18 protein-coding genes are annotated in these 26,421 nt (G+C 75.3%); 15 read left to right on the top strand and 3 right to left on the bottom strand.

Annotated features, from left to right (window positions below; all coding sequences use genetic code 11):
• From ACFV04_RS23415 to moeZ, 5 genes are all read left to right on the top strand, one after another.
• Positions 1-188: hypothetical protein (locus ACFV04_RS23415; protein WP_380531810.1), on the top strand; the 188-nt coding region annotated here is incomplete at its 5' end.
• Positions 189-224: 36 nt separating this feature from the next.
• Positions 225-1,829: a DUF3492 domain-containing protein gene (locus tag ACFV04_RS23410; protein WP_380531807.1), complete on the top strand. Its 1,605-nt coding sequence runs from the start codon at positions 225-227 to the stop codon at positions 1,827-1,829.
• Complete coding sequence (locus ACFV04_RS23405) at positions 1,829-2,938, top strand: hypothetical protein (RefSeq protein ID WP_380531804.1); 1,110 nt, start codon at positions 1,829-1,831, stop codon at positions 2,936-2,938. The genes ACFV04_RS23410 and ACFV04_RS23405 overlap by 1 nt, the downstream gene beginning before the upstream one ends.
• 156 nt (positions 2,939-3,094) lie before the next feature.
• A complete protein-coding gene (locus ACFV04_RS23400; protein WP_380343669.1) occupies positions 3,095-4,105 on the top strand; it encodes an NAD-dependent epimerase/dehydratase family protein in 1,011 nt (336 codons plus the stop codon).
• Between the two features lie 233 nt (positions 4,106-4,338).
• A complete protein-coding gene (moeZ, locus tag ACFV04_RS23395) occupies positions 4,339-5,517 on the top strand; it encodes an adenylyltransferase/sulfurtransferase MoeZ (protein ID WP_360259564.1) in 1,179 nt (392 codons plus the stop codon).
• 84 nt (positions 5,518-5,601) lie between these two features.
• Here moeZ and ACFV04_RS23390 read toward each other — a convergent pair whose 3' ends face one another.
• Positions 5,602-8,361 carry a flippase-like domain-containing protein gene (locus ACFV04_RS23390; protein ID WP_380343665.1) on the bottom strand — a complete coding sequence of 920 codons (2,760 nt, stop codon included), beginning with the start codon at positions 8,359-8,361 and terminating at the stop codon, positions 5,602-5,604.
• Positions 8,362-8,495: 134 nt separating this feature from the next.
• On the opposite strand from ACFV04_RS23390, the gene ACFV04_RS23385 reads away from it, so the two are divergent.
• From ACFV04_RS23385 to ACFV04_RS23370, 4 genes are all read left to right on the top strand, one after another.
• Positions 8,496-8,873 carry an MGMT family protein gene (locus ACFV04_RS23385; protein WP_380343662.1) on the top strand — a complete coding sequence of 126 codons (378 nt, stop codon included), beginning with the start codon at positions 8,496-8,498 and terminating at the stop codon, positions 8,871-8,873.
• Between the two features lie 53 nt (positions 8,874-8,926).
• Positions 8,927-12,301: an ATP-dependent helicase gene (locus ACFV04_RS23380; protein ID WP_380343659.1), complete on the top strand. Its 3,375-nt coding sequence runs from the start codon at positions 8,927-8,929 to the stop codon at positions 12,299-12,301.
• Positions 12,302-12,460: 159 nt separating this feature from the next.
• Complete coding sequence (locus tag ACFV04_RS23375) at positions 12,461-15,718, top strand: UvrD-helicase domain-containing protein (protein ID WP_380343656.1); 3,258 nt, start codon at positions 12,461-12,463, stop codon at positions 15,716-15,718.
• 194 nt (positions 15,719-15,912) lie between these two features.
• Complete coding sequence (locus tag ACFV04_RS23370) at positions 15,913-17,097, top strand: PP2C family protein-serine/threonine phosphatase (RefSeq protein WP_380343654.1); 1,185 nt, start codon at positions 15,913-15,915, stop codon at positions 17,095-17,097.
• Between the two features lie 4 nt (positions 17,098-17,101).
• On the opposite strand, the gene ACFV04_RS23365 is transcribed toward ACFV04_RS23370, so the two are convergent.
• Positions 17,102-18,073, bottom strand: a complete 972-nt coding sequence (locus ACFV04_RS23365) for an endonuclease/exonuclease/phosphatase family protein (RefSeq protein ID WP_380343652.1) — start codon at positions 18,071-18,073, stop codon at positions 17,102-17,104.
• A 79-nt stretch (positions 18,074-18,152) separates the two neighbouring features.
• Here ACFV04_RS23365 and ACFV04_RS23360 point away from each other — a divergent pair, with 79 nt between their 5' ends.
• The 6 genes from ACFV04_RS23360 (at position 18,153) to ACFV04_RS23335 (ending at position 26,098) form a co-directional block, all read left to right on the top strand.
• The gene (locus ACFV04_RS23360) at positions 18,153-18,779 is read left to right on the top strand and encodes a PadR family transcriptional regulator (RefSeq protein ID WP_380343649.1); all 627 of its coding nucleotides are present in this window, start codon (positions 18,153-18,155) and stop codon (positions 18,777-18,779) included.
• A gap of 68 nt (positions 18,780-18,847) precedes the next feature.
• Positions 18,848-19,612, top strand: a complete 765-nt coding sequence (locus ACFV04_RS23355) for an ABC transporter ATP-binding protein (RefSeq protein WP_380343646.1) — start codon at positions 18,848-18,850, stop codon at positions 19,610-19,612.
• Positions 19,609-22,473: an FtsX-like permease family protein gene (locus ACFV04_RS23350; protein WP_380343643.1), complete on the top strand. Its 2,865-nt coding sequence runs from the start codon at positions 19,609-19,611 to the stop codon at positions 22,471-22,473. The genes ACFV04_RS23355 and ACFV04_RS23350 overlap by 4 nt, the downstream gene beginning before the upstream one ends.
• 133 nt (positions 22,474-22,606) lie before the next feature.
• Entirely contained in the window at positions 22,607-24,010 is a 1,404-nt protein-coding gene (locus ACFV04_RS23345; protein ID WP_380531796.1) for a dipeptidase, read from the top strand.
• Positions 24,011-24,079: 69 nt separating this feature from the next.
• Entirely contained in the window at positions 24,080-25,021 is a 942-nt protein-coding gene (gene nudC, locus ACFV04_RS23340; RefSeq protein ID WP_360259540.1) for an NAD(+) diphosphatase, read from the top strand.
• A gap of 237 nt (positions 25,022-25,258) precedes the next feature.
• Positions 25,259-26,098 carry a GntR family transcriptional regulator gene (locus ACFV04_RS23335; protein WP_380343637.1) on the top strand — a complete coding sequence of 280 codons (840 nt, stop codon included), beginning with the start codon at positions 25,259-25,261 and terminating at the stop codon, positions 26,096-26,098.
• A 29-nt stretch (positions 26,099-26,127) separates the two neighbouring features.
• Here ACFV04_RS23335 and ACFV04_RS23330 read toward each other — a convergent pair whose 3' ends face one another.
• Positions 26,128-26,385 (bottom strand): mycoredoxin, encoded by a 258-nt coding sequence (locus tag ACFV04_RS23330; protein WP_030236313.1) that lies wholly within the window; start codon positions 26,383-26,385, stop codon positions 26,128-26,130.
• Positions 26,386-26,421: the final 36 nt, after the last annotated feature.

Genomic DNA, 26,421 nt, shown 5'->3' with positions numbered 1-26,421 from the left:
TAGCCGCGGCGCCCCCCGAGTACTCCCCGCGCCCAGTCGTCGGGAGCGGCAGTGCGCTCGCCGGGCCAGCCCGCCGCGGCGGCGGCGCCGCGCCGTCGGACCGCCGCGGCACCGGCCCGGCCGACCGGCTCCCCGGCCGCCGCGCGGGGGCGCCCCGGCCGCTCGGCCGTCCGTCGATCCGTCCGTGATCCGCCCGCGAATCCACTCTGCCCTGGAGGTCTCCCGTGCGCGTTGCCCTGCTCACCGAGGGTGCCCGTCCGTATTCCCAGCGTGGCGCCGGAGGCTGGTGCGACCGGCTGGCCCGGGGCCTGCCGGAGCACGACTTCGCGCTGTACCGGCTCAGCGGGGAACGGGGACCGGGCGCCGTCGAGCGGCCGTCGCCGCTGTGGCGCGACGCCCGCGACCTGGCGTTGTGGGGGCCCCGGCCCGCCGGGCGGGCGCCCGGTGCGCTGCGCAGACGCCGGTACGCCGGGGCGTACGAGGAACTGGTGCGGGCACTGGTGCTGCCGGGGGAGCGGGCCGGCTTCGGCCCCGGGCTGTACCGGCTGGCGGTGCTGTCCGGCGAGGACGGCACGCTGCCCGCCTTCCTGGCCTCCGGGCACGCCCGCCGGATCCTGGAGCGGACCTGGCGGCTGCCCGGCGCGGACACCTCGGCCGGACAGCCGCTGGTGTGCGACGTGCTGGTCGCGGCCGACCTGCTGGAGCAGTTCCTGCGGCCGCTGTCCGCGCCCTGGTACGGCACCGGCCCGGGCGGCCTCGGCGCGGCCGACCTGTGCCACGTGGTCGGCGGCGGGCTCGCCGCGCTGCCCGCGCTGGTCGCCCGGCACCTGCACGGGGTGCCGTTCGCCGTCACCGAGCACGGGCTGCACCTGCGCGAGCAGTACCTCGGCTACCGCGAGGCGCCCTACCGGTGGCCGGTGCGGGCGCTGCTGCTGTCCTTCTTCCGGGCGCTCACCGAGGAGACCTACCGGCAGGCGGCCGTGCTGACCCCCGGCAGCGCCCACGACCGGCAGTGGCAGCGCCGCTGCGGGGCCGACCCGGCGCGCACCCGGGTGGTGTACGAGGGGACGCCGGCGGTGGACCGCCCGGCCGCCGGGCCGGAGCCGGCCGCGCCGACCCTGGTGTGGGCGGGCGCGCTGGAGCCCGGCCGGGACCCCGAGCTGGCGCTGCACGCCTTCGCCCGGGTCCGCGAGGAACTGCCCGGTGTCCGCCTGGTCCTGTACGGCGAGGAGACGGCGCCCGGCTACCGGGCGTACTGCGCCGCGCTGGCCGAGCGGCTGGGGGTGGCCGCGGCGGTGGACTTCGCCGGGCGGCCGGCGTCGCTCGCGCGGGCCTGGGAGTCCGGCACGGTGGTCGTCTTCTCGGCGCTCTCCCAGCGCGCCCCCCGGCTGCTCGCGGACGCGATGCTCAGCGGCCGGGCGGTGGTGTCCACCGACGTCGGGGTGGCCCGCGAGGTGGTCGGGCCGACCGGTCTGCTGGTGCCCGCCCGCGATCCGCGCGCCCTGGCGGGCGCCTGCCTGGCGTTGCTGCGCGACGAGGAGCGGCGGGCCCGGCTCGGGCTGGCCGGGCGGCTGCGGGCGCAGGAACGCTTCGCCGTCGAGCCGGTCATAGGCGCCTTCCGGGAGATCTACCTGGAGCTGGTCTCGCAGTACCCGGCCTTCCCCGGCGGTGGGGGCGGCGGCGAGGGCGGTCCGGTGCCGCGGCCGTTCGCCCGCCCCGCCGAGTACTGGCTGGCGGACGGCCGGGCGGGCGCCCCCGGCGACGACGGGGACTCCGGCGCGCGGCAGCCGGCCGAGCGGGAGCCCGCCGCGCTCGCGGAGGCCGTCTGATGTCCGGCGCCGTGGCGCCCGGCAGCAGCGCGGACCCGGTGCGCGAGGTCATGACGGAGCACCGCGAGCTGTGCGAGCGCGCCGTCGACCCGCTGGAGATCGCCGCCGGGCTGGAGGAGGCCGGGCTCGGCCCGGACGCCGCCGCCCGTTGCCGGCACGCCGACCTGTTCTCGCTCGCCGACGAGCTGTACGCCCGGGTGCCCCGCCGCCCGCCGGAGCCCGGGCCGGTCCGGCCGGGGCGGCGCGGGGCCGCGGGCCGGGCGGCGCTGACCGCCGCCGCGCTGGCCGCGCTGCCCTGCGCGGGGGTGGCCGCGCTCGGCGCGCGCTGGCCGGTGCTGCTGCCCGCCGCCGTGCCGCTGGTGCTGCTGCCCGCGCTGACCGCGCTGACCGCGCCGCGGGACGAGCCGGGACCGCCGTCCGCCGGGCCGTTCCGTCCGGCGGACGCGCTCGGGCCGGCGCCGCTGCCGGGCGGGCCGGCCGGCTCCCGGAGGGGACCGGCCGCGCCGGGACACGGGTCGGGACGGGGACTGGGGCTGGCCGGGCTGCTGCTGCTCCCGCCGGCCGTACCGGGCGGGGACCGGCCGTTGACCGTCGCGCTGGTGCTCGCGGCGGCGGTGTCGGCCGGGTCGGCCGAGTGGGCGGCCCGCTGGTACCGGCAGGTCGGCCGCGGTCACCTCGGCGCGGCGGGGACGCTGGCGGAGTTCCGGTCCCGGATGCGGCCGGTGCTGCCGGTCGCGGTCGCCCTGCACCTGGCGGTGCTCGCGGTGCTGACCTTCGCCGCCCTGGCCGTGCTGGCCGTCGTCGCACCGCGCCCGGGGCCGGGGCACGACGGTGGGCTGCTGCACCTGGCGGCCGAGCGGGCCGGCCCCGCGCCGTGGGCGGCGCAGGGCGTGCTGGGCCTGCTACTGGTGCTGCCCGCGCTGCTGGCGCGCTGCGACCGGCCGGCGGCGGCAGCGGTGGGCGCGCTGGCCGGGCCCGCCGCGACGCTCGGGCTGCTCGCCCTGGGCCGCTCGCTGCCGTCGGCCCTCCTGCTCGGCGGCGGTGCCGTCGCGGCGGCGCTGCTGGCGTACGCCTGGGCGGTGCTCGGCCGGGCCGGCGCGCACCGCTGACCCGCCGCGTCGTCCGCGGCCCCGATCCGTTCGGCGACCCCGGTCCGCTCCGTGGTCCCGGTCCCGAACTCCGATCCCCGATCTGCGTTTCGTCCGTTCGTTGATTTCAGTCCGCCAGGTCGTCTCCCGACCTCGCTTCGTGGAAGGACACCCCCGATGAGGGTGCTGCTGCTGGGCGCCGACGGCTTCATCGGCCGCCGGGTCACCGACCGTCTGCTGATGGACCAGGAGTTGCAGGTGACGGTGCTCGGCCGGCGCGACTCGGCCGACATCCGCTTCGACCTGACCGCCGGGAGCCCGGGTGCGCTGGCCCGCTTCCTGGACGCGGTCGCGCCGCAGGTGGTGATCAACTGCGCGGGCGCCACCTACGGCAGCTCGCGCACCCTGATCCGGTCGAACACGCTGGCCGTCGCGACGGTCTGCGAGGCGATCCGGCGCAGCCGGGAGCCGGCCCGGCTGGTGCACGTCGGTTCGGCCGCCGAGTACGGGCCGGTGCCCGGCGGGGTGCCGGTGTCGGAGCAGGCCGAGCCGCGGCCGGTCGGCCCGTACGGGGTGTCCAAGCTGGCCGGGACGGAGCTGGTGCTGGCCTCCGGGCTGGATGCGGCGGTGCTGCGGGTGTTCGACGTGGTGGGGCCCGGTGCGCCGACCGCTTCGCTGTTCGGACGGCTGGCCGAGGGGCTGCGGCGGGCGCTGGAGCGGGACGAGAACCAGGTGCGGATGCCGGACCTGTCCGGATACCGGGATTTCGTGGACGTGCGGGACGTCGCGCGGGCCATCCAGGCAGCGGCGGTGTCGGCCGCGACCGGGGTGGTCAACATCGGCAGCGGGCACGCCGTCCGGGCCCGGGACGCGGCCCAGCTGCTGGTGCGGGCCTCGGGCTTCGAGGGGTCGATCGTCGAGGAGAACCGGCAGGTCCTGCTGCCCGCGCAGGCGGTCGGCACGGGCGGCGACCACCTGTCCGGCCACCATCACCACCAGCCCGGCCCGTACCTGCCGGGCCACCGGGCGGAGGGTCAGCGGCCGGAGGGCCGGGCGGTGCCGGGCGAGCCGGTGCCGTGGCGGCAGGCGGACGTGCGCACCGCCCGGGACCGTCTCGGATGGCGGACGCAGGTGCCGCTGGAGGAGTCGCTGGGGGACGTCTGGCTGGAGACGGCCTGCCGGGTCTGAGTGGTGCCGTGAGGACGTCCCGGGCCCCGGAAACACGGGCTCGGGGCGTCTGCGGGGGGTGCGGTGGCCGGTCCCACGATCCGGCGCCGCCCGTCTCGCCCATCGGACGAGCTGTCTCGGAATACCGGTCGGGCGTGACACTGTTGGCCTAGACAGCCACCCGAGTGGCGGCGCAACAACCCCACACCGCGGCTGGCCCCGGCCACCCGAACAAGACACCCATCGGAGTCCCCGTGTCGTTGCCACCCCTGGTCGAGCCGGCCGACGAGCTCACCGTCGATGAGGTCCACCGGTACTCCCGCCACCTGATCATCCCCGACGTGGGCATGGCCGGGCAGAAGCGGCTGAAGAACGCCAAGGTGCTCTGTGTCGGGGCCGGCGGCCTCGGTTCGCCCGCCCTGCTGTACCTGGCCGCGGCCGGTGTCGGCACGCTGGGCATCGTCGAGTTCGACGTGGTGGACGAGTCGAACCTGCAGCGCCAGATCATCCACGGCCAGTCGGACGTCGGCCGCTCCAAGGCGGAGTCGGCGCGCGACTCGGTGAAGGAGATCAACCCCTACGTCGACGTGGTGCTGCACGAGGAGCGCCTCGACAACTCCAACGTCATGGAGATCTTCTCCGGCTACGACCTGATCGTGGACGGCACCGACAACTTCGCCACCCGGTACCTGGTGAACGACGCCGCGGTGCTGCTCGGCAAGCCGTACGTGTGGGGCTCGATCTACCGCTTCGACGGCCAGGCCAGCGTCTTCTGGGCCGAGCACGGCCCCTGCTACCGCTGCCTGTACCCGGAGGCCCCGCCGGCGGGCATGGTCCCCTCCTGCGCGGAGGGCGGCGTGCTGGGCGTGCTGTGCGCGTCCATCGGCTCGATCCAGGTCAACGAGGCGATCAAGCTGCTCGCGGGCATCGGCGACCCGCTGGTCGGCCGGCTGATGATCTACGACGCCCTGGAGATGAACTACCGCCAGGTGAAGGTCCGCAAGGACCCGAACTGCGCGGTCTGCGGGGAGAACCCGACGGTCACCGAGCTGATCGACTACGAGGCCTTCTGCGGCGTCGTGTCGGACGAGGCGCAGGCCGCCGCCATCGGCTCGACCGTCACCTCGCAGCAGCTGAAGCAGTGGCAGGACGACGAGGAGGACATCTACCTCATCGACGTCCGCGAGCCCGGCGAGTACGAGATCGTCAACATCCCCGGCGCGGTGCTGATCCCCAAGAACGAGTTCCTGATGGGCAACGCGCTGGAGAAGCTGCCGCAGGACAAGAAGATCGTGCTGCACTGCAAGTCGGGCGTGCGCTCGGCCGAGGTGCTGGCCGTGGTGAAGGCGGCGGGCTTCGCCAACGCCGTCCACCTCGGCGGCGGCGTGCTCGGCTGGGTGAACCAGATCGAGCCGCACAAGCCGGTCTACTAGGCCGCGCACGCGTAGGACGCGCACACGACGGAGGGCCCTGCCGATCGCGATCGGCAGGGCCCTCCGTCGTGCGCCGGGGATGCTTCAGAGCGCGTTCCTGCGCTGCAGCACGTTGTAGGCGATCCAGCCCGGCAGGACCGGCAGCCAGAAGGTCAGCGCCCGGTAGAGGAAGACCGCCGGGGTGGCGACCGCGGGGGACACGTCCGCGACGGTGAGGGCGCCGATCAGGGCGACCTCGACCGGGCCGATGCCGCCCGGGGTGGGGATCGCCGAGCCGGCCGCGTTGGCGGTCAGGAAGACCACCGCGACCGCCGAGAAGCTGATGGTGCCGCCGAAGGCCTGCACCGAGAAGTCCAGGCAGGCGGTGAAGGAGAGGGTCAGCAGCAGGATGCCGCCGAAGCCGGTGACCAGCTTGCTGGGCGTCTGCATCAGGTCGAGCATCCGCGGCACCACGCCGAAGAACAGCGAGCGCAGCCGGCCGAGGACGAACCGGCGCAGCGGGGCGACGGCGGCCACCACCAGGGCGAGCACGGCGGCGCTCAGCACACCGATGATCACCGCTCGGGAGGCGGAGAGGTCGCCGTTGGTCTGGCTGCCGGTGATCAGGCCGAAGCTGAACAGCAGCAGCAGGTGCCCGGCCAGGCCCGCCAGCTGGGAGGCGCCGACCGAGGCGACCGCCTGGCCGGAGCGGATGCCGGCCTTCTGCAGGTAGCGGGTGTTCAGGGCGATGCCGCCGATCGCGGCGGGCGCGACCAGCTTGACGAAGGAGCCGGCCAGCTGGGCGGCGACGGTGCGCCGGAACGGCAGCCGCTCGGGGACGAAGCCGGTCAGGCTCATCGCGGCGGCGACGTAGCTGAAGGCGGCCGCGACCAGGGCGGCGGCCGCCCACGCCCAGTTCATCTGGGACAGCTTGAGCTGGGCCGGCTTGAGGGTGGTCAGGGCCAGGTAGGCGGCGAAGGTGAGCGCGATCACCATGATCAGCGTCTTCGGCTTCAGCCGTTCCAGCTTGGCCGGCTCCATCGGCGCCTCGGGGGCGATCTGCAGGATCTGGCCGCGGATGCGGCTCAGCAGGTCCTCGCCGGCCGCCGCGATGTCCTCCTCGGCCTGCTGCTGGGTGCGCTCGCCGGCCGCGACCTGCTCCAGGGCCCTGGCCCGGGCCGTGGCCTTGCGCTCCTTGCTCTGCTTGGCGAGGTCGACCCTGGTGGAGCGGCTCATCCCGACCGGCTGGAGCAGTGGCAGGGCCTGGGCGACCCGCTCGGCGCCGAGCACCGCGTTGGCGGTGGCCACGGCCCGCTCGGGGCCGATCCGCAGCGCGAAGGTGGTGAGCAGCTGGGCGACGTCGATGCGCAGGGTGAGGTCGGTGGCGGCGATGTCGCCACCGGAGAGGTTGACCAGGCAGCCGGTCCGGTCGTCCACCACGAGCAGGGACTCGCCGGTCAGCCGGCGGTGGGCGATCCGCCGCTCGTGCAGGGCGCCCACCGACTGCCAGATCGAGGCCATCACCGGGTCGGTGACCTCGTCGTCGGCCAGCTCGTCGAGGGTGCGGCCCTCGACGTTCTCGTACACCAGGATCGCGGCGTCCGGGCCGAGCTCGGAGGTGGCGACCAGCTGCGGCGCGCAGGCGCCCGAGGCGGCCGCCGCGTACGCGATCAGGGCCTCCTGCTCCAGCGCCTGGCGCAGCGACTGCGGGCTGCGGCGCACCGCGACCGAGCGCAGCCGCAGCCGACGCCAGGCCCGGTAGAAGAAGCCGGAGGCCTGCTGCTCGCGGTCGACGATGTGGACGTCCAGGGGCGGGCCGCCCTGCTGGGTGACGTAGTAGCGGCGGGTGCCGCCGGGGGCGTCGGGGGCGCGGTGGGCGCCGTCCGGGGTGAAGCCGACCTTGCGCAGGCCGATCATCAGGTGCTGGCCGGTCGGGCGGATGTTGGGGGAGCCGATGGCGTACAGCGTGCCGTAGGCGACGGACCAGCCGATCAGCACCGTGAGCATCAGCGACAGCGGGGTGGTGTATCCGCCGAGGAGTTCGGTGATGCCGCTGAAGACGACCACCACCCACAGGGCGACCCGCCAGCGCGGTCTGCTCGACATGCCGACGGCGGTCATGTAGGCGATCACCGGGGCGAGGTAGCCGTGCACCGGGTCGGTGAGGGTGCCGTTGCTGTCCAGCGGCAGCCGGGTCAGCGCGTCGCGGATGTGTTCGGAGGCGCCCTCGGCCACCCACCAGTCGATGCCGAGCGAGACGCCGTACGCGAGCACCGAGGCGAGCACGCCGTCGGCGACCCGCAGGCCGTCGCGTTTGATCAGCCGCTCGACGGCGAACGCCAGCGGTACGGCGAGCACCGCGACGCTGGAGACCAGGCCGGTGATGGTGGAGAGCACCGCCGAGAAGTGCGGCGCGTTGGTGGCGATGTCCTGTTCGATGCCGGTGGTGGTCGAGGTGGCGATGCCGGCGAGCACGAAGACGGCGACTATCCCGAAGACCCCGGCCAGGAAGCGGATCAGGTCGGACGGGCGGTGCGCGCGGGCGGCGAGCAGCGGCTCGTCGACGTCCAGGTGGGGGGCGTCGTCCAGCGGCTCCTGGTGGTCGGGCAGCGGTTCCGGGGCCGGGGCCGGCACCACCGGCTTCGGGGCCTCGGGCTCGGTGGCCTCCGGCGGGGCGGGCCGTTCGGTCGGCTCGGGGGCCGGCGCGGGCACGGGGGTCTTGATCGTCAGGTCCTTGATCAGGGAGACTTCCGGCGTCGGCCCGGGCTCGGGCCGGCCTTCCGTCCCGGCACCAGGTGCCGGGGGCACGGCGGCGGAGGACTCGTCGGAGTCCTTGTCCACGCCCACGTCAGCCGTCCCGGTCATCTGGTCTTGTCCTCGTATCACCACTCACCGCCCCGAAGATGGTGGCATGCCCCGACCCCCCGTGCTGGACAGGGGGCGGATCGGGCGCGGCGATCCGTTCGCCCCGGACCGCGGGTACGCCCCTGTGAGGAAGAATGCCCCAGGTGACGGACGTAACAGACGACGGCCTCCAGGACGCCCTACCGCCCTTCGCCGAACTGGTGCTCGACCTGACCGAGCGGATTCCACCCGGCAGGGTGATGACCTACGGCGACGTCGCCGAGTACCTCGGCCAGGGCGGCCCCCGGCAGGTCGGCCGGGTGATGGCACTGTACGGCGGCTCGGTGCCCTGGTGGCGGGTCATCCGCGCGGACGGCCGCTTCCTGCCCGGGCACGAACAGCGTGCCCTCGCCCACTACGGCGACGAGGGCACCCCGCTGCGCGAGCTCGCCGACCCGCCCCGGGTCGACCTCCGCCGGGCCCGCTGGGACGGCCGGGAGACTTCCCCGAACTCCCCGCACGGACGGGATTGACGGGGGAGGATCGTAGGCTCGATGGGGGCGGGCCCGGCGGGCCCGCCCCCGCCATGCCCCAGCCCGACCCCCAGGAACGGTCCGTGACGTCCCCCTACCGGCTCGTGCGCAGCCCGCTCGTCCAGCCCGACCCACCCGCGCTGGACGCCTACCAGCGTGCCGTGGTCGAGCACGGCGACGGGCCGCTGCTGGTGCTGGCCGGACCGGGCACGGGCAAGACCACCACCCTCGTCGAGGCCGTCGCCCGGCGGATCCAGGACGGCACCGACCCCGAGCGGATCCTCGTCCTCACCTTCAGCCGCAAGGCCGCGATGGAACTGCGCGACCGGATGTCCGGCCGGCTCGGCAGCTCCGCCGCCGCCCCGCAGGCCACCACCTTCCACTCCTTCTGCTACGCCCTGCTGCGCGCCCACCAGGACCCCCGGGACTACGCCGAGCCGCTGCGGCTGCTCTCCGGCCCCGAGCAGGACGTCATGGTCCGCGAACTGCTGGCGGGCGGAGCCGAGGACGCCCGCCTCGGCAGCTCCCGGATCGCCTGGCCGCTGGACCTGCGGGCCTGCCTGACCACCCGCGGGTTCGCCGACGAGGTCCGCGCCGTCCTCGCCCGCAGCCGCGAGCTCGGCCTCGGCGAGGCCGAGCTGGAGCGCTTCGCGCAGGGCGTCCAGCGCCCCGACTGGGCCGCCGCCGCGCACTTCCTGGCCGACTACCTCGACGTGCTCGACCTGCGCGGCGTCCTGGACTACGCCGAACTCGTCCACCGTGCCGTCCTGCTCGCCGAACGCCCCGAGGTCGAGGAGGACCTGCGCCGGCGCTACGACGTCGTCTTCGTCGACGAGTACCAGGACACCGACCCCTCCCAGGTCCGGCTGCTGCGCCGGCTCGCGGGCGGCGGACGCGACCTGGTCGCCGTCGGCGACCCCGACCAGTCGATCTACGCCTTCCGCGGTGCCGACATCAACGGCATCCTCGACTTCCCGCAGGCCTTCCGCCGCGCCGACGGCGAGCCCGCCGAGGTCAAGGTGCTGCGGGTCTCCCGCCGCTCCGGCGCCCTGCTGCTCGCCGCCTCCCGGGAGCTCGCCCGGCGGATGCCGATGGGACGGCTGCCCGCCGACAAGCTCGCCCAGCACCGCGCCCTGCTGCCCTCCCGCGAGGGCGGCCGGGTCGAGATCTACACCTACCCGACCCCCGGCGCCGAGCTGGACTCGATCGCCGACCTGCTGCGCCGCGCCCACCTGGAGGACGGCGTGCCCTGGGGCGAGATGGCCGTGCTGGTCCGGGCCGGCGCCCGGTCCATACCGGGCGTGCGGCGGGCGCTCGGCGCGGCCGGAGTCCCGCTGGAGATCGACGGCGACGACCTGCCGCTGCGCGAGGAGCCGGCCGTCGCCCAGCTGCTGCTCGCCCTGCGGGTCTGCGCCCAGCAGGCGGCCCGGCAGAGCGCCCGCGACCGGCACGGCGAGGACGACCCCGCCGCCGACACCCCCGACCCGCTCACCACCGACCTGGCGCATGCCCTGCTCACCGGCCCGCTCGGCGGCCTCGACGGCTCCGACCTGCGGCGCCTCGGCCGCGCCCTGCGCGAGGAGGAACGGGCCGCCCTGCGCGCCGAGGGCCTCCCCGCCACCGCCCCGCGCCCCGCCGACGAGCTGATCCGCGAGGCCCTCGCCGAACCCGAGCGGCTGATCGCCCTCGACCCCGCGCACGCCCGCCGCGCCCGCGACCTCGGCACCCTGCTGCGCAAGGTCCGCGAACTGCTGGCCGGCGGCTGCACCGCCGAGGAGGCGCTCTGGGAGCTGTGGGACGGCAGCCGCCGCTGGCGCGAGCGCCTGGAGCGGGCCGCCCTGCGCGGCGGCGCCGCCGGCCGGAACGCCGACCGCGACCTGGACGCGCTGTGCGCCCTGTTCGAGACCGCCGCCCGCGCCGAGGAGCAGGTCACCGGCCACCGCAGCGCCCTCGACCTGCTCGCCGAGCTCGAAGCCCAGGACATCGCCGCCGACACCCTCACCGTCCGGGCCGTGCGCCCCGAAGCCGTCCGGCTGATGACCGCCCACCGCTCCAAGGGCCTGGAGTGGCGCCTGGTCGTCGTGGCCGGCGTCCAGGACGGCCTCTGGCCCGACCTGCGCCGCCGCGGCTCCCTGCTGGAGGCCGACCGGATCGGCCGCGACGGCCTCGCCGAACCGCTCTCCCCGGCCGCCCTGCTCGGCGAGGAGCGCCGGCTCTTCTACGTCGCCACGACCCGGGCCAAGGAGCGGCTGATCGTCACCGCCGTCAAGGCCCCCGCCGACGACGGCGACGAGCCCTCCCGCTTCCTGCGCGAGCTCTACCGGGAGGACATCGACGTCCGGAGCGGAAAGGTGGTGCGCCGCACCCCGCCGGTCACCGTCGAGGACGTCACCCACCGTCCGCGCCGGCCGCTGTCCGTCGCCGCGCTGGTCGCCGAACTGCGCGCGGTCACCGTCGACCCCGCCTGCACGCCCGCGCTGCGCCGCGCCGCCGCCGAACGGCTCGCCACCCTGGCCGCCGCCGCCGACGAGGACGGCCTGCCGCTGGTGCCCGCCGCCCACCCCGAGCGCTGGTGGGGCCTGGACGACCCGACCGCCGCGCCCGAGCCGCTGCGCAGCGCCGACCTGCCGGTGCGGCTGTCCGGCAGCGGCCTGGAACAGCTGGAGAGCTGCTCGCTGCAGTGGTTCCTGGACAAGGAGGTCAGGGCGCGCGCCGCCGGCTCCGCCGCGCAGGGCTTCGGCAACGTGGTGCACGCGCTCGCCGACGAGGTCGGCTCCGGCCGGACCCCCGCCGACCTCGCCGTCCTCATGGAGCGCCTGGACACCGTCTGGGACGCGCTGGCCTTCGACGCGCCCTGGAAGTCCCACCAGGAGAAGAACGAGGCCCGCGCCGCCCTGGAGCGCTTCCTCAACTGGCACGTCCTGGAACGCGGCCGGGACGTCGTCGCCACCGAGCACGGCTTCGACGTCACCCTGGACGTCGGCGGCGTCGCGGTGCGCATCCGCGGCTCGATGGACCGGGTCGAGAAGGACCAGGCCGGGCGCGCCTACGTGGTCGACTTCAAGACCGGCAAGCAGATCCCCACCGACAAGTCCATGCCCGACCACAAGCAGCTCGCCGTCTACCAGCTCGCCGTCCGGGCCGGCGCCCTCAACGAGCTGCCCGGCTTCGCCGAGCGGCCCCCGGCCACCGGCGGCGCCGAACTGGTGCACCTGCGCGAGCCCGCCGCCAAGGCCTCCCGGGACGCCCCCAAGGTGCAGCGGCAGGAGCCGCCGGAGGGCGAGCCGTGGATCGAGGACCTGCTGGCCCAGGCCGCCGGGAAGGTCCTCGCCGAGCGCTTCGTCCCGCAGACCGGCGGGGGCTGCGACCGCTGCGCCTTCCGCCGCAGCTGCTCGGCCCAGCGGGACGGGGCGCAACTGGTCGAGTAGCGGCCCCGGCCCCCGGCCCCAAGCCCCGACGGCCCCGGCTGCCCGGAGGGTCCCGGCCGTCGCCGTCGCCGTCGCCGTCGCCGCCGCCCCGGCGGTCCGAGCCGTCCCGCCGGACCCGGGGAGGCACGGCTTGTCCGTCGCTCCGGTTACGGTTGCGTGGTGACCGCCGTGCTCAGCCATCCCGACCAGCTCAAGGAGTTGCTGGGGATCCCCTTCAACCGGGAGCAGATGGCGGCGATCGGCGCCCCCCTGGAGCCGGCCGTGATCGTGGCCGGCGCGGGCTCCGGCAAGACCACCGTGATGGCCGCCCGGGTCGTCTGGCTGGTCGGCTCCGGCGCGGTGCGGCCCGAGGAGGTGCTCGGCCTCACCTTCACCAACAAGGCCGCCGGCGAGCTCTCCGAACGCGTCCGGACCGCCCTGCGTGTCTGCGGACTGGGGGCACCCCCGGCCGACGACCGGGGGAGGGTGGCCGACCGGGACGCCGCCGAACCGCTCGGCGACCCGGAGATCTCCACCTACCACGCCTTCGCCGGCCGCCTCCTCAAGGAGCACGGCCTGCGGATCGGCATCGAGCCGGACGTGCGGCTGCTCGCCGACGCGACCCGCTTCCAGCTCGCCGCCAAGGTGCTGCGCACCGCCCGCGGCCCGTTCCCGGCGCTCACCGGCACCTTCGCCAACCTGGTCGCCGACCTCACCGCGCTGGACGGCGAACTCGCCGAGCACCTCGTCGAGCCGCAGACCCTGCGCGACTTCGACGAGGACCTGCTGGACACCCTCGCCGGCGTCAAGCTGACCAACGACGACCTGCGGGCCGTCCCGGCCACCGCCCGGGCCCGGCTGGAGCTGCTGCGCCTGGTCGAGGACTACCGGCGCCGCAAGCACGCCGCCGGGCTGATGGACTTCGGCGACCAGATCGCGGCCGCCGCCCGCCTCGCCCAGCAGCGCCCCGAGGTCGGCGAGCTGCTGCGCGGCCAGTTCCGGGTCGTGCTGCTGGACGAGTACCAGGACACCTCGGTGGCCCAGCGCCTGATGCTCGCCGGGCTCTTCGGCGCCGGCCCCGACGGCGCGGGCGGCGGCCACCCGGTGACCGCCGTCGGCGACCCCTGCCAGGCGATCTACGGCTGGCGCGGCGCCTCCGTCGCCAACCTCGACGAGTTCCCCCGGCACTTCCCCCGGTCCGGCGGCCGCCCGGCCGAGCGCTACGCGCTCAGCGAGAACCGCCGCAGCGGGGGACGCCTGCTCGCCTTCGCCAACGAACTGGCCGCGCCGCTGCGCGCGATGCACGAGGGCGTCGAGGCGCTGCGCCCGGCCCCCGGCGCCGAACTGGACGGCTTCGTCCGGACGGCGCTGCTGCCCACCCACGCCGAGGAGGTCGACTGGCTCGCCGACTCGATCGCCCACCTGGTGCGCACGGGCACCGCGCCCGGCCGGATCGCCGTGCTGTGCCGCGGCGGCGCCGCCTTCCCGGACGTCCACGCGGCACTGGTCGCCCGGGAGGTGCCGGTCGAGGTGGTCGGCCTCGGCGGGCTGCTGCAGCTGCCCGAGGTGGCCGATCTGGTGGCGGTCTGCGAGGTGCTGCAGGACCCGACCGCGAACGCCGCGCTGGTGCGGCTGCTGGTCGGCCCGCGCTGGCGGATCGGCCCCCGCGACCTCGCGCTGCTCGGCCGCCGGGCCGCCGAGCTGGTCCGCACCGACCGGCCCGAGGGCGTCGAGGCGCTGGCCGCCGCCGTGGCCGAGGCCGACCCGACCGAGGTGGTGTCGCTGGCCGACGCGGTGGAGAGCTTCCTGGACTCCCCGTACGGCGAGGAGGGGAAGTCCGACGACCTGCCGTTCTCCGCCGAGGCGCGGGTGCGCTTCGCCCGCCTCGCCCAGGAGCTGCGCGACCTGCGCCGCTCGCTGGCCGATCCGCTGATGGACGTGCTGCACCGGGTGCTGGCGGTCACCGGCCTGGAGGTCGAACTCGCCGCCTCCCCGCAGGCGCTGGCCGCCCGCCGGCGGGAGACCCTGCACGCCTTCCTGGACGTCGCCGCCTCCTTCGCCGACCTCGACGGGGACCCGGGCCTGGCCGCCTTCCTCGGCTTCCTGCGCGCCGCGCAGGAGTACGAGCGCGGCCTGGACAGCAGCCTGCCCGGCGGCGAGGACACCGTGAAGGTGCTCACCGCGCACAAGTCCAAGGGGCTGGAGTGGGACGTGGTCGCGGTTCCCGGGCTGGTGCGGGGCGCGTTCCCCTCCTCCACCCCGCGCGAGCGCTGGACCAGCTCCAAGCGGGTGCTCCCGCACGCCCTGCGTGGTGACGCGGCCACCCTGCCCGACGTGCGCGGCGGGTGGAACGGCAAGGCGATGACCGCCTTCAAGAAGGAGCTCACCGAGCACACCACGACCGAGGAACTGCGCCTCGGCTACGTCGCGTTCACCCGCCCCCGGTCCTTGCTGCTGGCCTCCGGCCACTGGTGGGGGCCGAGCCAGAAGACCGTCCGGGGCCCGTCCGCCTTCCTGGAGGGGCTGCGCGAGCACTGCGAGCGGCCCGGCGCGGGCGAGGTCGAGCACTGGGCCGAGCAACCGGAGAAGGAGGCCGAGAACCCGGCGCTGGCCGCCCCCGCCGAGCGCCCCTGGCCGCTGCCGCTGGACCCGGCCGCGCAGCACGCGCGCCGCCGGGTCGCCGAGGTGGTGCGCGCCCGCCTCGCGGGCGCGCCCGAGCCGGAGGCGGAGCCGATGGCACCCGAGGACCAGCGCCGGCTGGCCTCCTGGGACCGCGATCTGACCGCGCTGCTGGGCGAGTTGGAGCGCTCCCGGCGCACCGAGCGGGAGGTGCCGCTGCCCGCCGCGCTGTCCGCCACCCAGCTGTTGCGGCTGGCCGCCGACCCGGACGGCTTCGCGCACGACCTGGCCCGCCCGATGCCGCGTCCCCCGCAGCCCGCCGCCCGGCGCGGCACCCGCTTCCACGCCTGGGTGCAGTCCCGGATCGAGCCGCTGCTGCTGGTCGAGCCCGGCGCGCTGCCCGGGGCCGACGACGACGGAATCGAGGACGAGCAGGACCTGGAGCGGCTCAAGGAGGCGTTCCTGCGCACCCCGTACGCGCAGCGCAAGCCCCACCGGGTCGAGGCGCCGTTCCAACTGGTGCTGGCGGGGCGGGTGGTGCGCGGCCGGATCGACGTGGTCTACCGTGACGATGACGGGTTGTCGGGATCCGGTGGTGCGTCACGCTACGAAGTGGTGGACTGGAAGACCCACCGGGAGGAGACTGCGGACCCGTTGCAGCTCGCGGTCTACCGGCTGGCCTGGGCCGAGCAGGCGGGCGTCGATCCCGAGCAGGTCACGGCGTCGTTCCTGTACGTCCGCAGCGGACGGATCGTCCGTCCGGCAGGACTTCCCGGCCGAAAAGAGTTGGAACGGCTCCTGATCGGGAACAGTGACTAATGAGTCACGCAGAGCACCCAAGTCATCACGCCAGTGCCCGAAACCTGTGCGTCGTGCACGTTTCGCGCCTATTGTGGGGTCGGTAACCGGTCAACCCCCGTGCTCCGGCCGCCAGCGAGGCCCGTATTCCCTGACCCTCAGTCATCACCGCAGGTGCCCCCGGGCATCGGCGCCTTCTGCTGGAGAAACCGACGTTGAGCGCGACCGGATGGATCAGAGAGCGGGTCACCGGGCCGACCCCGGGGCCCGCTCCGGGCGCGACCGGCACCTGGCCGAGGACGGCGCTGGCGCTGCCGTTCATCGGCATGGGGCTGATCGTCGTCCTCGACTACCTCAGTGGCACCGGCGTGACGGTCGAACCCGCCCTCACCGCCGTGCCCGCGCTGGCCGCCGTGGTCAGCCGACGCACCTGGTACCCGTTCGTCATCGGCCTGTGCACCGAGGCGGCGGCCTTCCTGATGGCCTTCCGCAGCGACACGCTCGGCTCGTCCGTGCACGCCGCCAGCGTCATCGCCGTCCTGCTCGTCGCCACCATCGGCTGGGTCAGCGCCACCCTGCGGCTGCGCCAGGAACGGGCGCTGGCCGACGCCCAGCTGGTCGCCTCGATCGCCCGCCGGGTCCTGCTGCGGCCCGTCCCCGAGCGGGTCGGCACCGTCCGGGCCGCCGTCCACTACGAGGCCGCCGCCGCGCACGCCCGCATCGGCGGCGACCTCTACGAGGTGGTCAACACCCGGCACGGCGTGCGGGCCGTGGTCGGCGACGTGCGCGGCAAGGGCCTCGGCGCGGTCGAGACGGCCGCCGCGGTGCTCGGCGCCTTCCGCGAGGCCGCCCACCAGGAGCCCGCACTGGACCGGGTGGCCGGCTGGCTGGCCGTCAGCCTCGACCGCGCCCTGCACGAGAACGACCACCCCGGTGTGGAGGAGGAGTTCGTCACCCTGGTGCTGATCGGCGTCGGGCCCGACGGTGCCGCCGAGATCGTCAACTGCGGCCACCCCGCACCGCTGCTGCTGCGCGGCGGTGAGGTCCGGCCGCTCGAACTCGCCGAGACGGTACCGCCGCTGGGCGTCCTCGACCCGGCCGACGTCAGCCCGCCGGTCCACCGGGTGCCGCTGCGGGGCGGGGACCGGGTGCTGCTGTTCACCGACGGGGTGATCGAGGCCCGCGACCGCGCGGGCACCTTCTACCCGCTCGCCGAACGGTTCCCGCGCTGCGCCGACGGCTGCCCCGCCGACGTCCTGCAGCGCCTGCACGAGGACGTGGTGCGGCACGTCGGGCGCCAGCTCGGCGACGACGCGGCCATGCTGCTCCTGCAGTACGAACCGCCGCCGACACCCGGCGTCCACGTGCCGCAGCAGGCCGGGGTCCTGGCGCGGCACTGAGCCCCTACAGCGACACCTCGACCAGCAGCGGCCGGTGGTCCGACACCGCCGCGCGCGGCGCGGCCGCCGGGCCCACCGCCGTGCGCGGCACGCCGACCGCCAGCACGTGGTCGAACTGCACCGCAGGCCGGTGCGCGGGGTAGGTCGGCGTGCGCGCCAGGTCGTACCAGCCCTGCATCCTGGGCCGCGGTTCGCGCACCCGCCGCCGGCGCGGCTCGGCCGACAGCGGCCGGGCCCGCCGGGCCGCCCGCAGCTCCCGCACCCGTACCCGCGGCGCGGTGCGCTCCAGCGCCGTCGCCCCGCCGAGCACCGTGCGCGGCAGCGCGCCCACCAGGTTGAAGTCGCCCAGCACCAGGTACGGCTGCGGGAGGTCGGCGATCCACCGCCGGATGCCCGCCAGCTGCGCCATGTTCCAGCCCGGGACGAAGGACAGGTGCGCCGCGACCACGGTGAACGGCCCGCGCTCGCCCTCCAGTACCGCCGCGAGCGCCGCCCGCGGTTCGTCCGGCACGGGGGTCAGCCCGCGCCGCCCGGCGACCCGCAGCGGCAGCCCGAAGGGCGCCGGGGCGAAGCGCCGGGCCCGCCAGTGCCGCACCGGAAGCCGGGTCAGCAGCGCCGTCCCGTAGGAGGGCGGGGCGTCGTCGCCCACCTCGTCGGGCCCGTACACCCGCAGGCCGTTCGGCTCGGACGGGTCCGGCACCCAGCCCGCCACCGGCGCCGGGCGGCCGTGCAGCGCGGCGGCGAAGCGCCAGTCCTTGGCGCCCATCGCCGCGGCCGCGACCGCCGCCTGGTCGGTGCCGCCGGAACGCGCCTGGTGCCGGTCCACCTCCTGCAGGGCCAGCACGTCGGCGTCCAGTGCGGCCACCGCCCCGGCCAGCGGTTCCCCGGCGTCGGCCGGGTAGGGCCGCGGCGCGCCGTCCGGCGCGAGCGGCTGACCGTGCAACAGGTTGAAGGTGGCGATGCGCAACTGGCTCACACCGCACGACGGTACCCGGTCGCCGGGGGAGGGGGGTGCGGCTTGAGGCGGTGGGGCATACCGGGTATACATACTCGGTATGTCCATCCGTCACGGTCTGCTCGCCCTGCTCGACCAGGGCCCGCGCTACGGCTACCAGCTGCGCACCGAGTTCGAGGCGCGCACCGGCGCCACCTGGCCGCTCAACGTCGGACAGGTCTACACCACGCTGTCCCGGCTGGAACGGGACGGCCTGGTCGAGGCCGCGGGGGAGGACGACGAGGGCCACCAGTTCTACGCCGTCACCGACGCCGGCCGCACCGAGCTGCGGGCCTGGTTCGACACCCCGGTGCCCCGGACCAGCCCCCCGCGCGACGAACTGGCCATCAAGCTCGCCATGGCCGTCACCGTCCCCGGGGTGGACGTCTCCGCCGTCGTCCAGGGCCAGCGCCGGCACAGCATCAAGGCGCTCCAGGACTACACCCGGCTCAAGGGCCGCGCCCTGGCCGGGGAGGCCCGGCCCGGCGTCGTGCCCTCGGCGAGCAACGACCTCGCCTGGCTGCTCGTCCTGGACCAGCTGATCTTCCAGACCGAAGCCGAGATCCGCTGGCTCGACCACTGCGAGACCCGGCTCGCCCAGCAGGCCGAACTCCTGCAGACCCGCACCGCCGAGGCCGCCCGCGACGGTGGCGCGCCCGCCAAGCGCGGCCGCCGCCTGCGCACCTGAGCGCCCCGGCACCGAACCACCGGCCCGGGCCCCGACCCCGGGTCCACACCCAGCACAAGGGGGGAATCGTGTCCCACACCCGAGAGTCCCGGCAGACGCCGGTGCTGCACCTGGAGAACGTCACCCGCGTCCACGGCCACGGCGCAGCCGAGGTCCAGGCCCTGCGCGGCGTCGACCTCGAAGTCCGCCCCGGCGAGTTCGTCGCCGTCATGGGCCCCTCCGGCTCCGGCAAGTCGACCCTGCTGACCCTGGCCGGCGGCCTCGACACGCCGAGCGGCGGCCGGGTCCTGGTCGAGGGCGTCGCCCTCGGCGACCTCAACCGCAAGAAGCTCGCCCAGGTCCGCCGCCGCTCCGTCGGCTACGTCTTCCAGGACTACAACCTGATCCCGGCCCTCACCGCCGCCGAGAACATCTCGCTGCCGCGCGAACTCGACGGCCTGTCCGCCCGCGCCGCCCGGCGCGAGGCCCTCGCCGCCCTGGAGGAACTCGGCATCCCCGAGCTCGCCGACCGCTTCCCCGACGACATGTCCGGCGGCCAGCAGCAGCGCGTGGCCATCGCCCGCGCCCTGATCGGCGACCGCCGCCTGGTCCTCGCCGACGAACCCACCGGCGCCCTCGACTCCACCACCGGCGAGGCCGTCCTCGCCGTCCTGCGGGCCCGCTGCGACGCCGGCGCCGCCGCCATGATGGTCACCCACGAGGCCCGGCACGCCGCCTGGGCCGACCGCGTGGTCTTCCTGCGCGACGGCCGCATGGTCGACGAGTCCGTCAGCCAGGACGCCGCCAGCCTGCTCGTCAGCGCCGCCACCAACAGCATGAAGGTGGACGAGTGAAGCTCAGCGCCTGGCGGCTCGCCCTGCGCATCGCCCGCCGCGACGCCCTGCGCGCCAAGGGCCGCAGCGCGCTCGTCGTCGCGATGGTCGCCCTGCCCGTCCTCGGCGTCACCGGCGCCGACGTGGTGTTCCGCAGCGCCGACCTCTCGCCCGCCGAACACGCCGTCCGGGTCATGGGCCAAGCCGCCGCCGAACTGGAGATGACCGGACGCGGCGCCACCGTCAAGCAGGCGCCGGACCCGGCGAGCGGGTACGGCGTCGACGACCCCAAGGACAAGGTCAAGGGCGACGCCGCCCCTCAGTACACCCCCGCGCAGCAGCGCTCCCTCGACACCGAACCCGCCGAACTCGCACGGCAGTTGCTCCCGGGCGCCACCCTGGTGCCCGAGCGCCAGGGCCCGTACACCGCGGCGAGCAGCGCCGACGGACTGCTCTCCACCCGCGTCTCCGAGGCCGACCTGAACGACCCGGTCTGGAAGGGCCGGATGGACCTGGTCAAGGGCCGCGCGCCCGCGGACGACCGCGAGACCGCCGTCACCCCGGACTTCCTCAAGCGCTCCGGCCTCAGGATCGGCGACCGGACCGCCGTCCGCGGCCTGGAGGCCACCCCGCTCACCATCACCGGCGTCTACGAGTACCCCGGCGACCTCACCGCCACCGAGATCATCGCCCGGCCCGGCACCCTGGTCGACCGGCTCGCCGCGACCCCCGGCGCCTCCCGCGGGCCGTCATCCGGGAGCGGCGAACCCACCACCTGGCTGGTCAAGCTCCCGGCGGGCGCCGGCCTCGACTGGCCCAAGGTCGTCGAACTCAACGGCCACGGCTTCACCGTCACCTCCCGCGCCGTCCTGATCGACCCCCCGGCCCGCGCCGACGTCCCCTTCTTCGCGGAGGAGGACCAGCACGCGGTCAACGACTCCTACTTCAACAGGACCAGCGTCGTGATCCTGGCGACCGTCGCCGGCATGGCGCTGCTGGAGATCGTCCTCCTCGCGGGCCCCGCCTTCGCCGTCGGGGCCAGGCGCTCCCGGCGGCAGCTCGGCCTGCTCGCCGCCGCCGGCGGTGACCGCGCCAACGTCCGGGCCGTCGTGCTCGGCGGCGGCATCGTCCTCGGCATCACCGGCGCCGCAGTCGGCCTCGCCCTCGGCGTCGGACTGGTCGCCCTGCTGCGCACCCAGGCCGAGGAGTACTCCGGCCGGCGCTTCGGCCACTTCGCCCTCCAGCCGCTCGACCTGGCCGGCGTGCTCCTGGTCGGCCTGGTCACCGGGCTGCTGGCGGCCGTCGTCCCCGCCGTCCAGGCCTCCCGCCAGGACGTGGTCTCCGCGCTCACCGGCCGCGACTCGCTCAAGCCGCCGAACCGCAAGCTCGCCGTGCTCGGCCTGCTGATGCTCGGCGGCGGCGCGGCCCTCGCCCTGCTCGGCGCCACCAGCGGAGTCGGCAACCGCAGCCTCGCCGTGCTCGGCGGTTCGGCCGTCGCCGAACTCGGCATGGTCGCGCTCACGCCCTACCTGGTCGGCCTGTTCGGCCGGCTCGGCCGCTGGCTCTCGCTCGGCCCCCGGCTCGCGCTGCGCGACTCGGTGCGCCACCGCGGCCGCACCGCGCCCGCCGTCGCCGCCGTCATGGCCGCCGTCGCCGGCTCGGTCGCCGTCAGCGTCTACAGCGCCAGCGTCGAGGAGCAGAGCCGGCGCGAGTACGTCGCCCAGGGCCCCTCCGGCGCCGTCATGCTCGGCCGCGGCTGGATGTCCGGCACCGACAGCAAGCTGCTGCCGCAGATGCGCGACACCGTCGAGCGCAACGTCCCCGACCTCGGCCCGCGGGCCGACGTCCAGAACGTGCACTACAAGGGCGACTGCTCCGACGGCGGCGCGTGCGGCTACATCAGCGTCGAGCTGCCCAAGGAGACCCGCTGCCCGGTCCTCGACGACGACCGCGAGCTCACGCCCGGGGAGGTCCAGCGGATCCTGTCGACCGACAAGCGCTGCCAGGGCAACAACCGGCGCGGCAGCCCCTTCGGCGCACTGACCGCCGGGGACGCCACCCTGCTGCACAACCTCTACGGCGTCACCGACCCGGCCGCCGGCCGGGCCCTCGCGGCCGGCAAGGCCGTGGTCTTCGACGCCCGGTACCTCAAGGACGGCAAGCTCGCCCTGAACTACAACGAGCCGACCGACTTCAACGTGAGCGGCGGCACACAGGTCAAGCCCGTCCGCCACGAGATCGCCGTCGACGCGGTCCTCGCGGACGCCGCGCTGCCCTCCCCCGGGCAGGCCGTGATCAGCCCGGAGACCGCCGCCAGGCTGGGCTTCACCACCTCGACGGCGGGGGCGGTCTGGCTCCCTGCCGCGGCGCCCTCGGACGGCTCCCAGCAGAAGGCCGACGGCGCACTGGCCAGGATCACCGACCGCAGCCTCCTCTCCGTCGAGCGCGGCTACCAGTCCAGGACCGGCCTCATCACCCTCGGCCTGACCGTCTTCGCCGGTCTGGTCGCCCTCGGCGCGGCCGGGATCGCCACCGGACTGGCCGCCGCGGACTCCCAGCGCGACCTGACCACCCTCGCGGCGGTCGGCGCCGAGCCCCGGATCCGGCGCTCGCTGTCCGGCTTCCAGTGCGGAGTGATCGCCGCCATGGGCGCCCTGCTCGGCGTGGTCAGCGGCATCGTGCCGGGCGTGGCGCTGCGCAAGGTCGAGGGAGCGGCGAGCAACTACCCCGGCATCAGCCCCGAGGAACTCGCCGGCAAGGCGCTCGTGGTCTTCCCGTGGCCCACGATCGCCGCCATCGTCGTGGTGCTCCCGCTGCTCGCGGCCGCCCTCGCGGCGGCGCTCACCCGCTCGCGGATCACGATGCTGCGCCGCTCGGGCTGAGGCCCCGTCCCGCCCCCGTCACCCCCGTCCGCGCCCGTGCCGCGGCGGGGGTGACGGAGGTTACAGCCCCGGGAGCGCCCGGCACCCGGACGGCCGGGGCGGGCACCCGCACGGGCGAACTACAGTCGTCGGTATGACGAGAACCCCGGACAGCGCCGTCCGCTCCTACATCGACCGGCACCAGGCCGCCTTCCTCGCCGACCTGGCGCAGTGGCTGGCCATCCCCTCGGTCTCCGCCGACCCGGAGCGCGCCGGCGACGTGCGGCGCTCCGCCGAGTGGCTGGCCGCCAAGCTGCGCGACACCGGCTTCCCGGTCGCCGAGGTGTGGGAGACCGACGGGTTGCCGGCGGTGTTCGCCGAGTGGTCCTCCGGGGACGCGTCCGCGCCCACCGTCCTGGTCTACGGGCACCACGACGTGCAGCCCGCCGCCAAGGAGGACGGCTGGGACACCGAGCCGTTCACCCCGACCGTGGTCGGTGACCGGCTGTACGCGCGCGGCGCCGCCGACGACAAGGGCCAGGTGTTCTTCCACACCCTGGGCGTGCGCGCCCACCTGGACGCGACCGGCCGCACCGCGCCGGCCGTCAACCTCAAGCTGCTGATCGAGGGCGAGGAGGAGTCCGGCTCGCCGAACTTCGCCGACCTGGTCCGCCGCGAGGCCGACCGGCTGGCCGCCGACGTGGTCGTCATCTCCGACACCGGCATGTGGTCGGCCTCCACGCCGACCGTGTGCACGGGCATGCGCGGTCTCGCCGACGCCCAGATCGACCTGTACGGGCCGGACACCGACATCCACTCCGGCTCCTTCGGCGGTGCCGTCCCCAACCCGGCCCAGGTCGCGGCCGAGCTGGCCGCCGGCCTGCACGACGCCGACCACCGGGTGGCGGTCCCGGGCTTCTACGACGGCGTGGTCGAGCTGACCGACCGCGAGCGCGAGCTGTTCGCCGAGCTGCCCTTCGACGAGGAGCAGTGGCTGAAGGTCGCCAAGTCGTACGGCACCCGGGGCGAGGCCGGCTACTCCATCCTGGAGCGGATCTGGGCCCGCCCGACCGCCGAGGTCAACGGGATCTGGGGCGGCTACACCGGCCCCGGCGGCAAGACCATCGTCCCCGCGTCGGCGCACCTCAAGCTGTCCTTCCGGCTGGTCGCCGGTCAGGAGGTGGAGAAGGTCCGCGACGCGGTGCGGGCCTGGGTGGCCGAGCGGGTGCCCGAGGGCGTCCGGTACGAGCTGGTCTTCCCGGGCGCGACCCGGCCCTGCCTGACCCCGTTGGACCACCCGGCGCTGCAGTCCACCGTCCGCGCGATGGGCCGGGCCTTCGGGCAGAAGATCCTCTTCACCCGCGAGGGCGGCTCCGGCCCGGCGGCCGACCTGCAGGACGTGCTGGGCGCGCCGGTCCTGTTCCTCGGCATCTCGGTGCCCTCGGACGGCTGGCACTCGGTCAACGAGAAGGTCGAGCTCGACCTGCTGGCCAAGGGCGTGGAGACCGCCGCGTACCTGTGGGGCGACCTGGCCGAGAACTTCCGGCCCGGCGCGTGACCGACGCTCCGCACACCGAGGCAGTCAGATCACTCATCCGGATGATTCACCACGTGGGGATGGAACGACGTGAGCACCGTGCCTGAGACCGAGCGCCCGCTGCACCTGGCCCTGGCCAGGGCCGGGGTGGACCGGGCGGCCGAGCACCGGTTCGACGAGCCCTGGCTGGCGGCGGCCTGGAGCCACCCGAACACCCGGGTGCTGCCGATCGCCGGCGGCGAGGCGTTCGTGGTCGACACCGCGAAGGGCACCGAACTCGTGCTGCTGCCGTCCTTCGAGGCGCCGCAGACCGGCGACCGGTACTTCCTCGGCACCGACCAGGACGGCGTCTCGTACTTCGCGCTGGCCGGCGAGAGCCTGCCGGGGCGGCTGGACGGCGACGCCCGCCCGGCCGGGCTGCGCGAGGTCGGCGGGCTGCTGTCGGACCGGGACGCCGGGCTGCTGGTGCACGCGGTCGCGCTGGAGCACTGGCACCGGCTGCACAGCTTCTGCTCGCGCTGCGGGCACCCGACCGAGAAGGCCGGCGCCGGGCACGTGCGGCGCTGCACCTCGTGCGCGGCCGAGCACTACCCGCGCACCGACCCGGCGGTGATCATGGTGATCACCGACGAGCAGGACCGCTGCCTGCTCGGCCGCCAGGCGCTGTGGCCGGAGGGCCGCTGGTCGACCCTGGCCGGCTTCGTCGAGCCGGGGGAGTCCATCGAGCAGGCGGTGGCCCGCGAGGTGCACGAGGAGGCGGGCGTGCGGGTCGGCGAGGTGCGCTACGTCGCCAGCCAGCCGTGGCCGTTCCCCTCCAGCCTGATGCTCGGCTTCGCGGGCAAGGCGGTGCCGGGCGGCACCGACATCACCGTGGACGGCGAGGAGCTGGCCGAGGCGCGCTGGTTCTCCCGCGAGGAGCTGAAGGCCGGGATGGAGGCGGGCGAGATCCTGCCGCCGTCCGGCATCTCGATCGCGCGGCACCTGGTCGAGCTCTGGTACGGCGAGCCGCTGCCCCCGGCGGCGCGCTGGTAATTCGGTGCGGGGGTTCCGCCGGGCGGGGCCTCCGGGGAAAGGGGGCGTGCGACCAATGTCGCGCGCCCCCTCTTTTCTTTTCAATCCCTTCCCGAATTCCACACCACCTTCTGTTCGTATCCGGACGGGCCAGTTCTGCTACCGGAACGCGGTCCGGGAGGGTCGTCGTCAACCCGCACGGACGACATTGCCGGAAACGGCTGAAACCGCGTCACCGCGCTCGCTACATTCACTCGGGTGACAATCCCCCGGGGCACCGCCCAATCGCCCAAATACCAGCGCCTCGCCGCCGACCTCCGCCGTCGGATCGCCGAGGGCGAGTTCACCGCCGACGCCGCCCTGCCGGTCGAGAGCGAACTGGAGCGCCAGTACGGCGTCGCCCGCAACACCGTCCGCCTCGCCGTCGACGTCCTGGTCAACGAGGGCCGCCTGGTCCGCCTCCAGGGAAAGGGCACCTACCTGCGCGAACACCCGGTCCTGGACCACCGCGCCTTCGGCCCGACCCCGACCCCCGCGCCGCGCGACTGCCTGGCCGCGCCCTCCGCCGTCTACCTCGGCGAGGCCGCCGAAGCCGGGCGCGAACTCAGCACCGACTTCGAGATGATGATCGTCCGGGCCCGGGTCGACATCGCCGAACGCCTCGGACTGCGCCCCGGCGAGGCCATCGTGGTCCGCCGTCAGCTGCGGCTGCTCGACCGCGAGCCGTACTCCATCGAGGAGAGCCACTACCGGGCCGGCCTCGCCGCCGGCACCCCGCTGATGGAACCCGACCCCGTCGAGGGCGGGGACGAGGCCGTGCTCGCCACCCTCGGGCGCACCGAGGTCGGGGCCGTCGACCACCTCGTCGCCCGGATGCCCGGCCCCGAGGAGGCCCAGTGGTTCCAGGGCGGCCCCGGTGTGCCGCTCATGGTGCAGACCCGCGTCACCTACGACCGCCGCGGGCCCGTGCGGGTCATCGAGACCCGCTACTCGGCCGACCGCAGCCGGCTCGTCTACGGCGTCGGCGACCTCGGCGCGCGCACCAGCCTGCCCGCGCCCGCCGCGCCCGTCGACCCCGCCCGGGCCGACGCGACGTGACGCGCGCCGGCCCGGGCGGCCCGGCCGGATCAGGCCGCCAGGGCCTTCTTGACCTGCAGCAGGCTCGGGTTGGTCATGACGACCCGCTCGCCGCCGCCCACCGGCGTCACCAGCACCGTCGGCACCGTCTGGTTGCCGTTGTTCACCGACTCGACGAAGGACGCCGACGCCGGGTCCTCCTCGATGTTGATCTCGGTGTAGCCGATGCCTTCACGGTCCAGCTGGCTCTTGAGCCGGTTGCAGTAACCACACCAGGTCGTGCTGTACATCGTCACGGTGCCGGACATCGAGGGGGCTCCTTAGGAAGAGGGGTGCGTTCGGTC

Origin of the sequence: Kitasatospora sp. NPDC059599 (assembly GCF_042735125.1) — a bacterium.
Lineage (GTDB): Bacteria > Actinomycetota > Actinomycetes > Streptomycetales > Streptomycetaceae > Kitasatospora.
The sequence above is the reverse complement of the archived record's forward strand: the minus strand, read 5'-3'. Positions and strand labels throughout refer to the sequence as shown.

Coding starts and splice junctions, on each gene's coding strand:
- ACFV04_RS23400 (WP_380343669.1), top strand. CDS start 3,095: ATGAGGGTGCTGCTGCTGGGCGCCGACGGCTTCATCGGCCGCCGGGTC.
- ACFV04_RS23360 (WP_380343649.1), top strand. CDS start 18,153: ATGTCCATCCGTCACGGTCTGCTCGCCCTGCTCGACCAGGGCCCGCGC.
- ACFV04_RS23390 (WP_380343665.1), bottom strand. CDS start 8,361: ATGACCGGGACGGCTGACGTGGGCGTGGACAAGGACTCCGACGAGTCC.
- ACFV04_RS23380 (WP_380343659.1), top strand. CDS start 8,927: ATGCCCCAGCCCGACCCCCAGGAACGGTCCGTGACGTCCCCCTACCGG.
- ACFV04_RS23330 (WP_030236313.1), bottom strand. CDS start 26,385: ATGTCCGGCACCGTGACGATGTACAGCACGACCTGGTGTGGTTACTGC.
- ACFV04_RS23345 (WP_380531796.1), top strand. CDS start 22,607: ATGACGAGAACCCCGGACAGCGCCGTCCGCTCCTACATCGACCGGCAC.
- ACFV04_RS23385 (WP_380343662.1), top strand. CDS start 8,496: ATGCCCCAGGTGACGGACGTAACAGACGACGGCCTCCAGGACGCCCTA.
- ACFV04_RS23405 (WP_380531804.1), top strand. CDS start 1,829: ATGTCCGGCGCCGTGGCGCCCGGCAGCAGCGCGGACCCGGTGCGCGAG.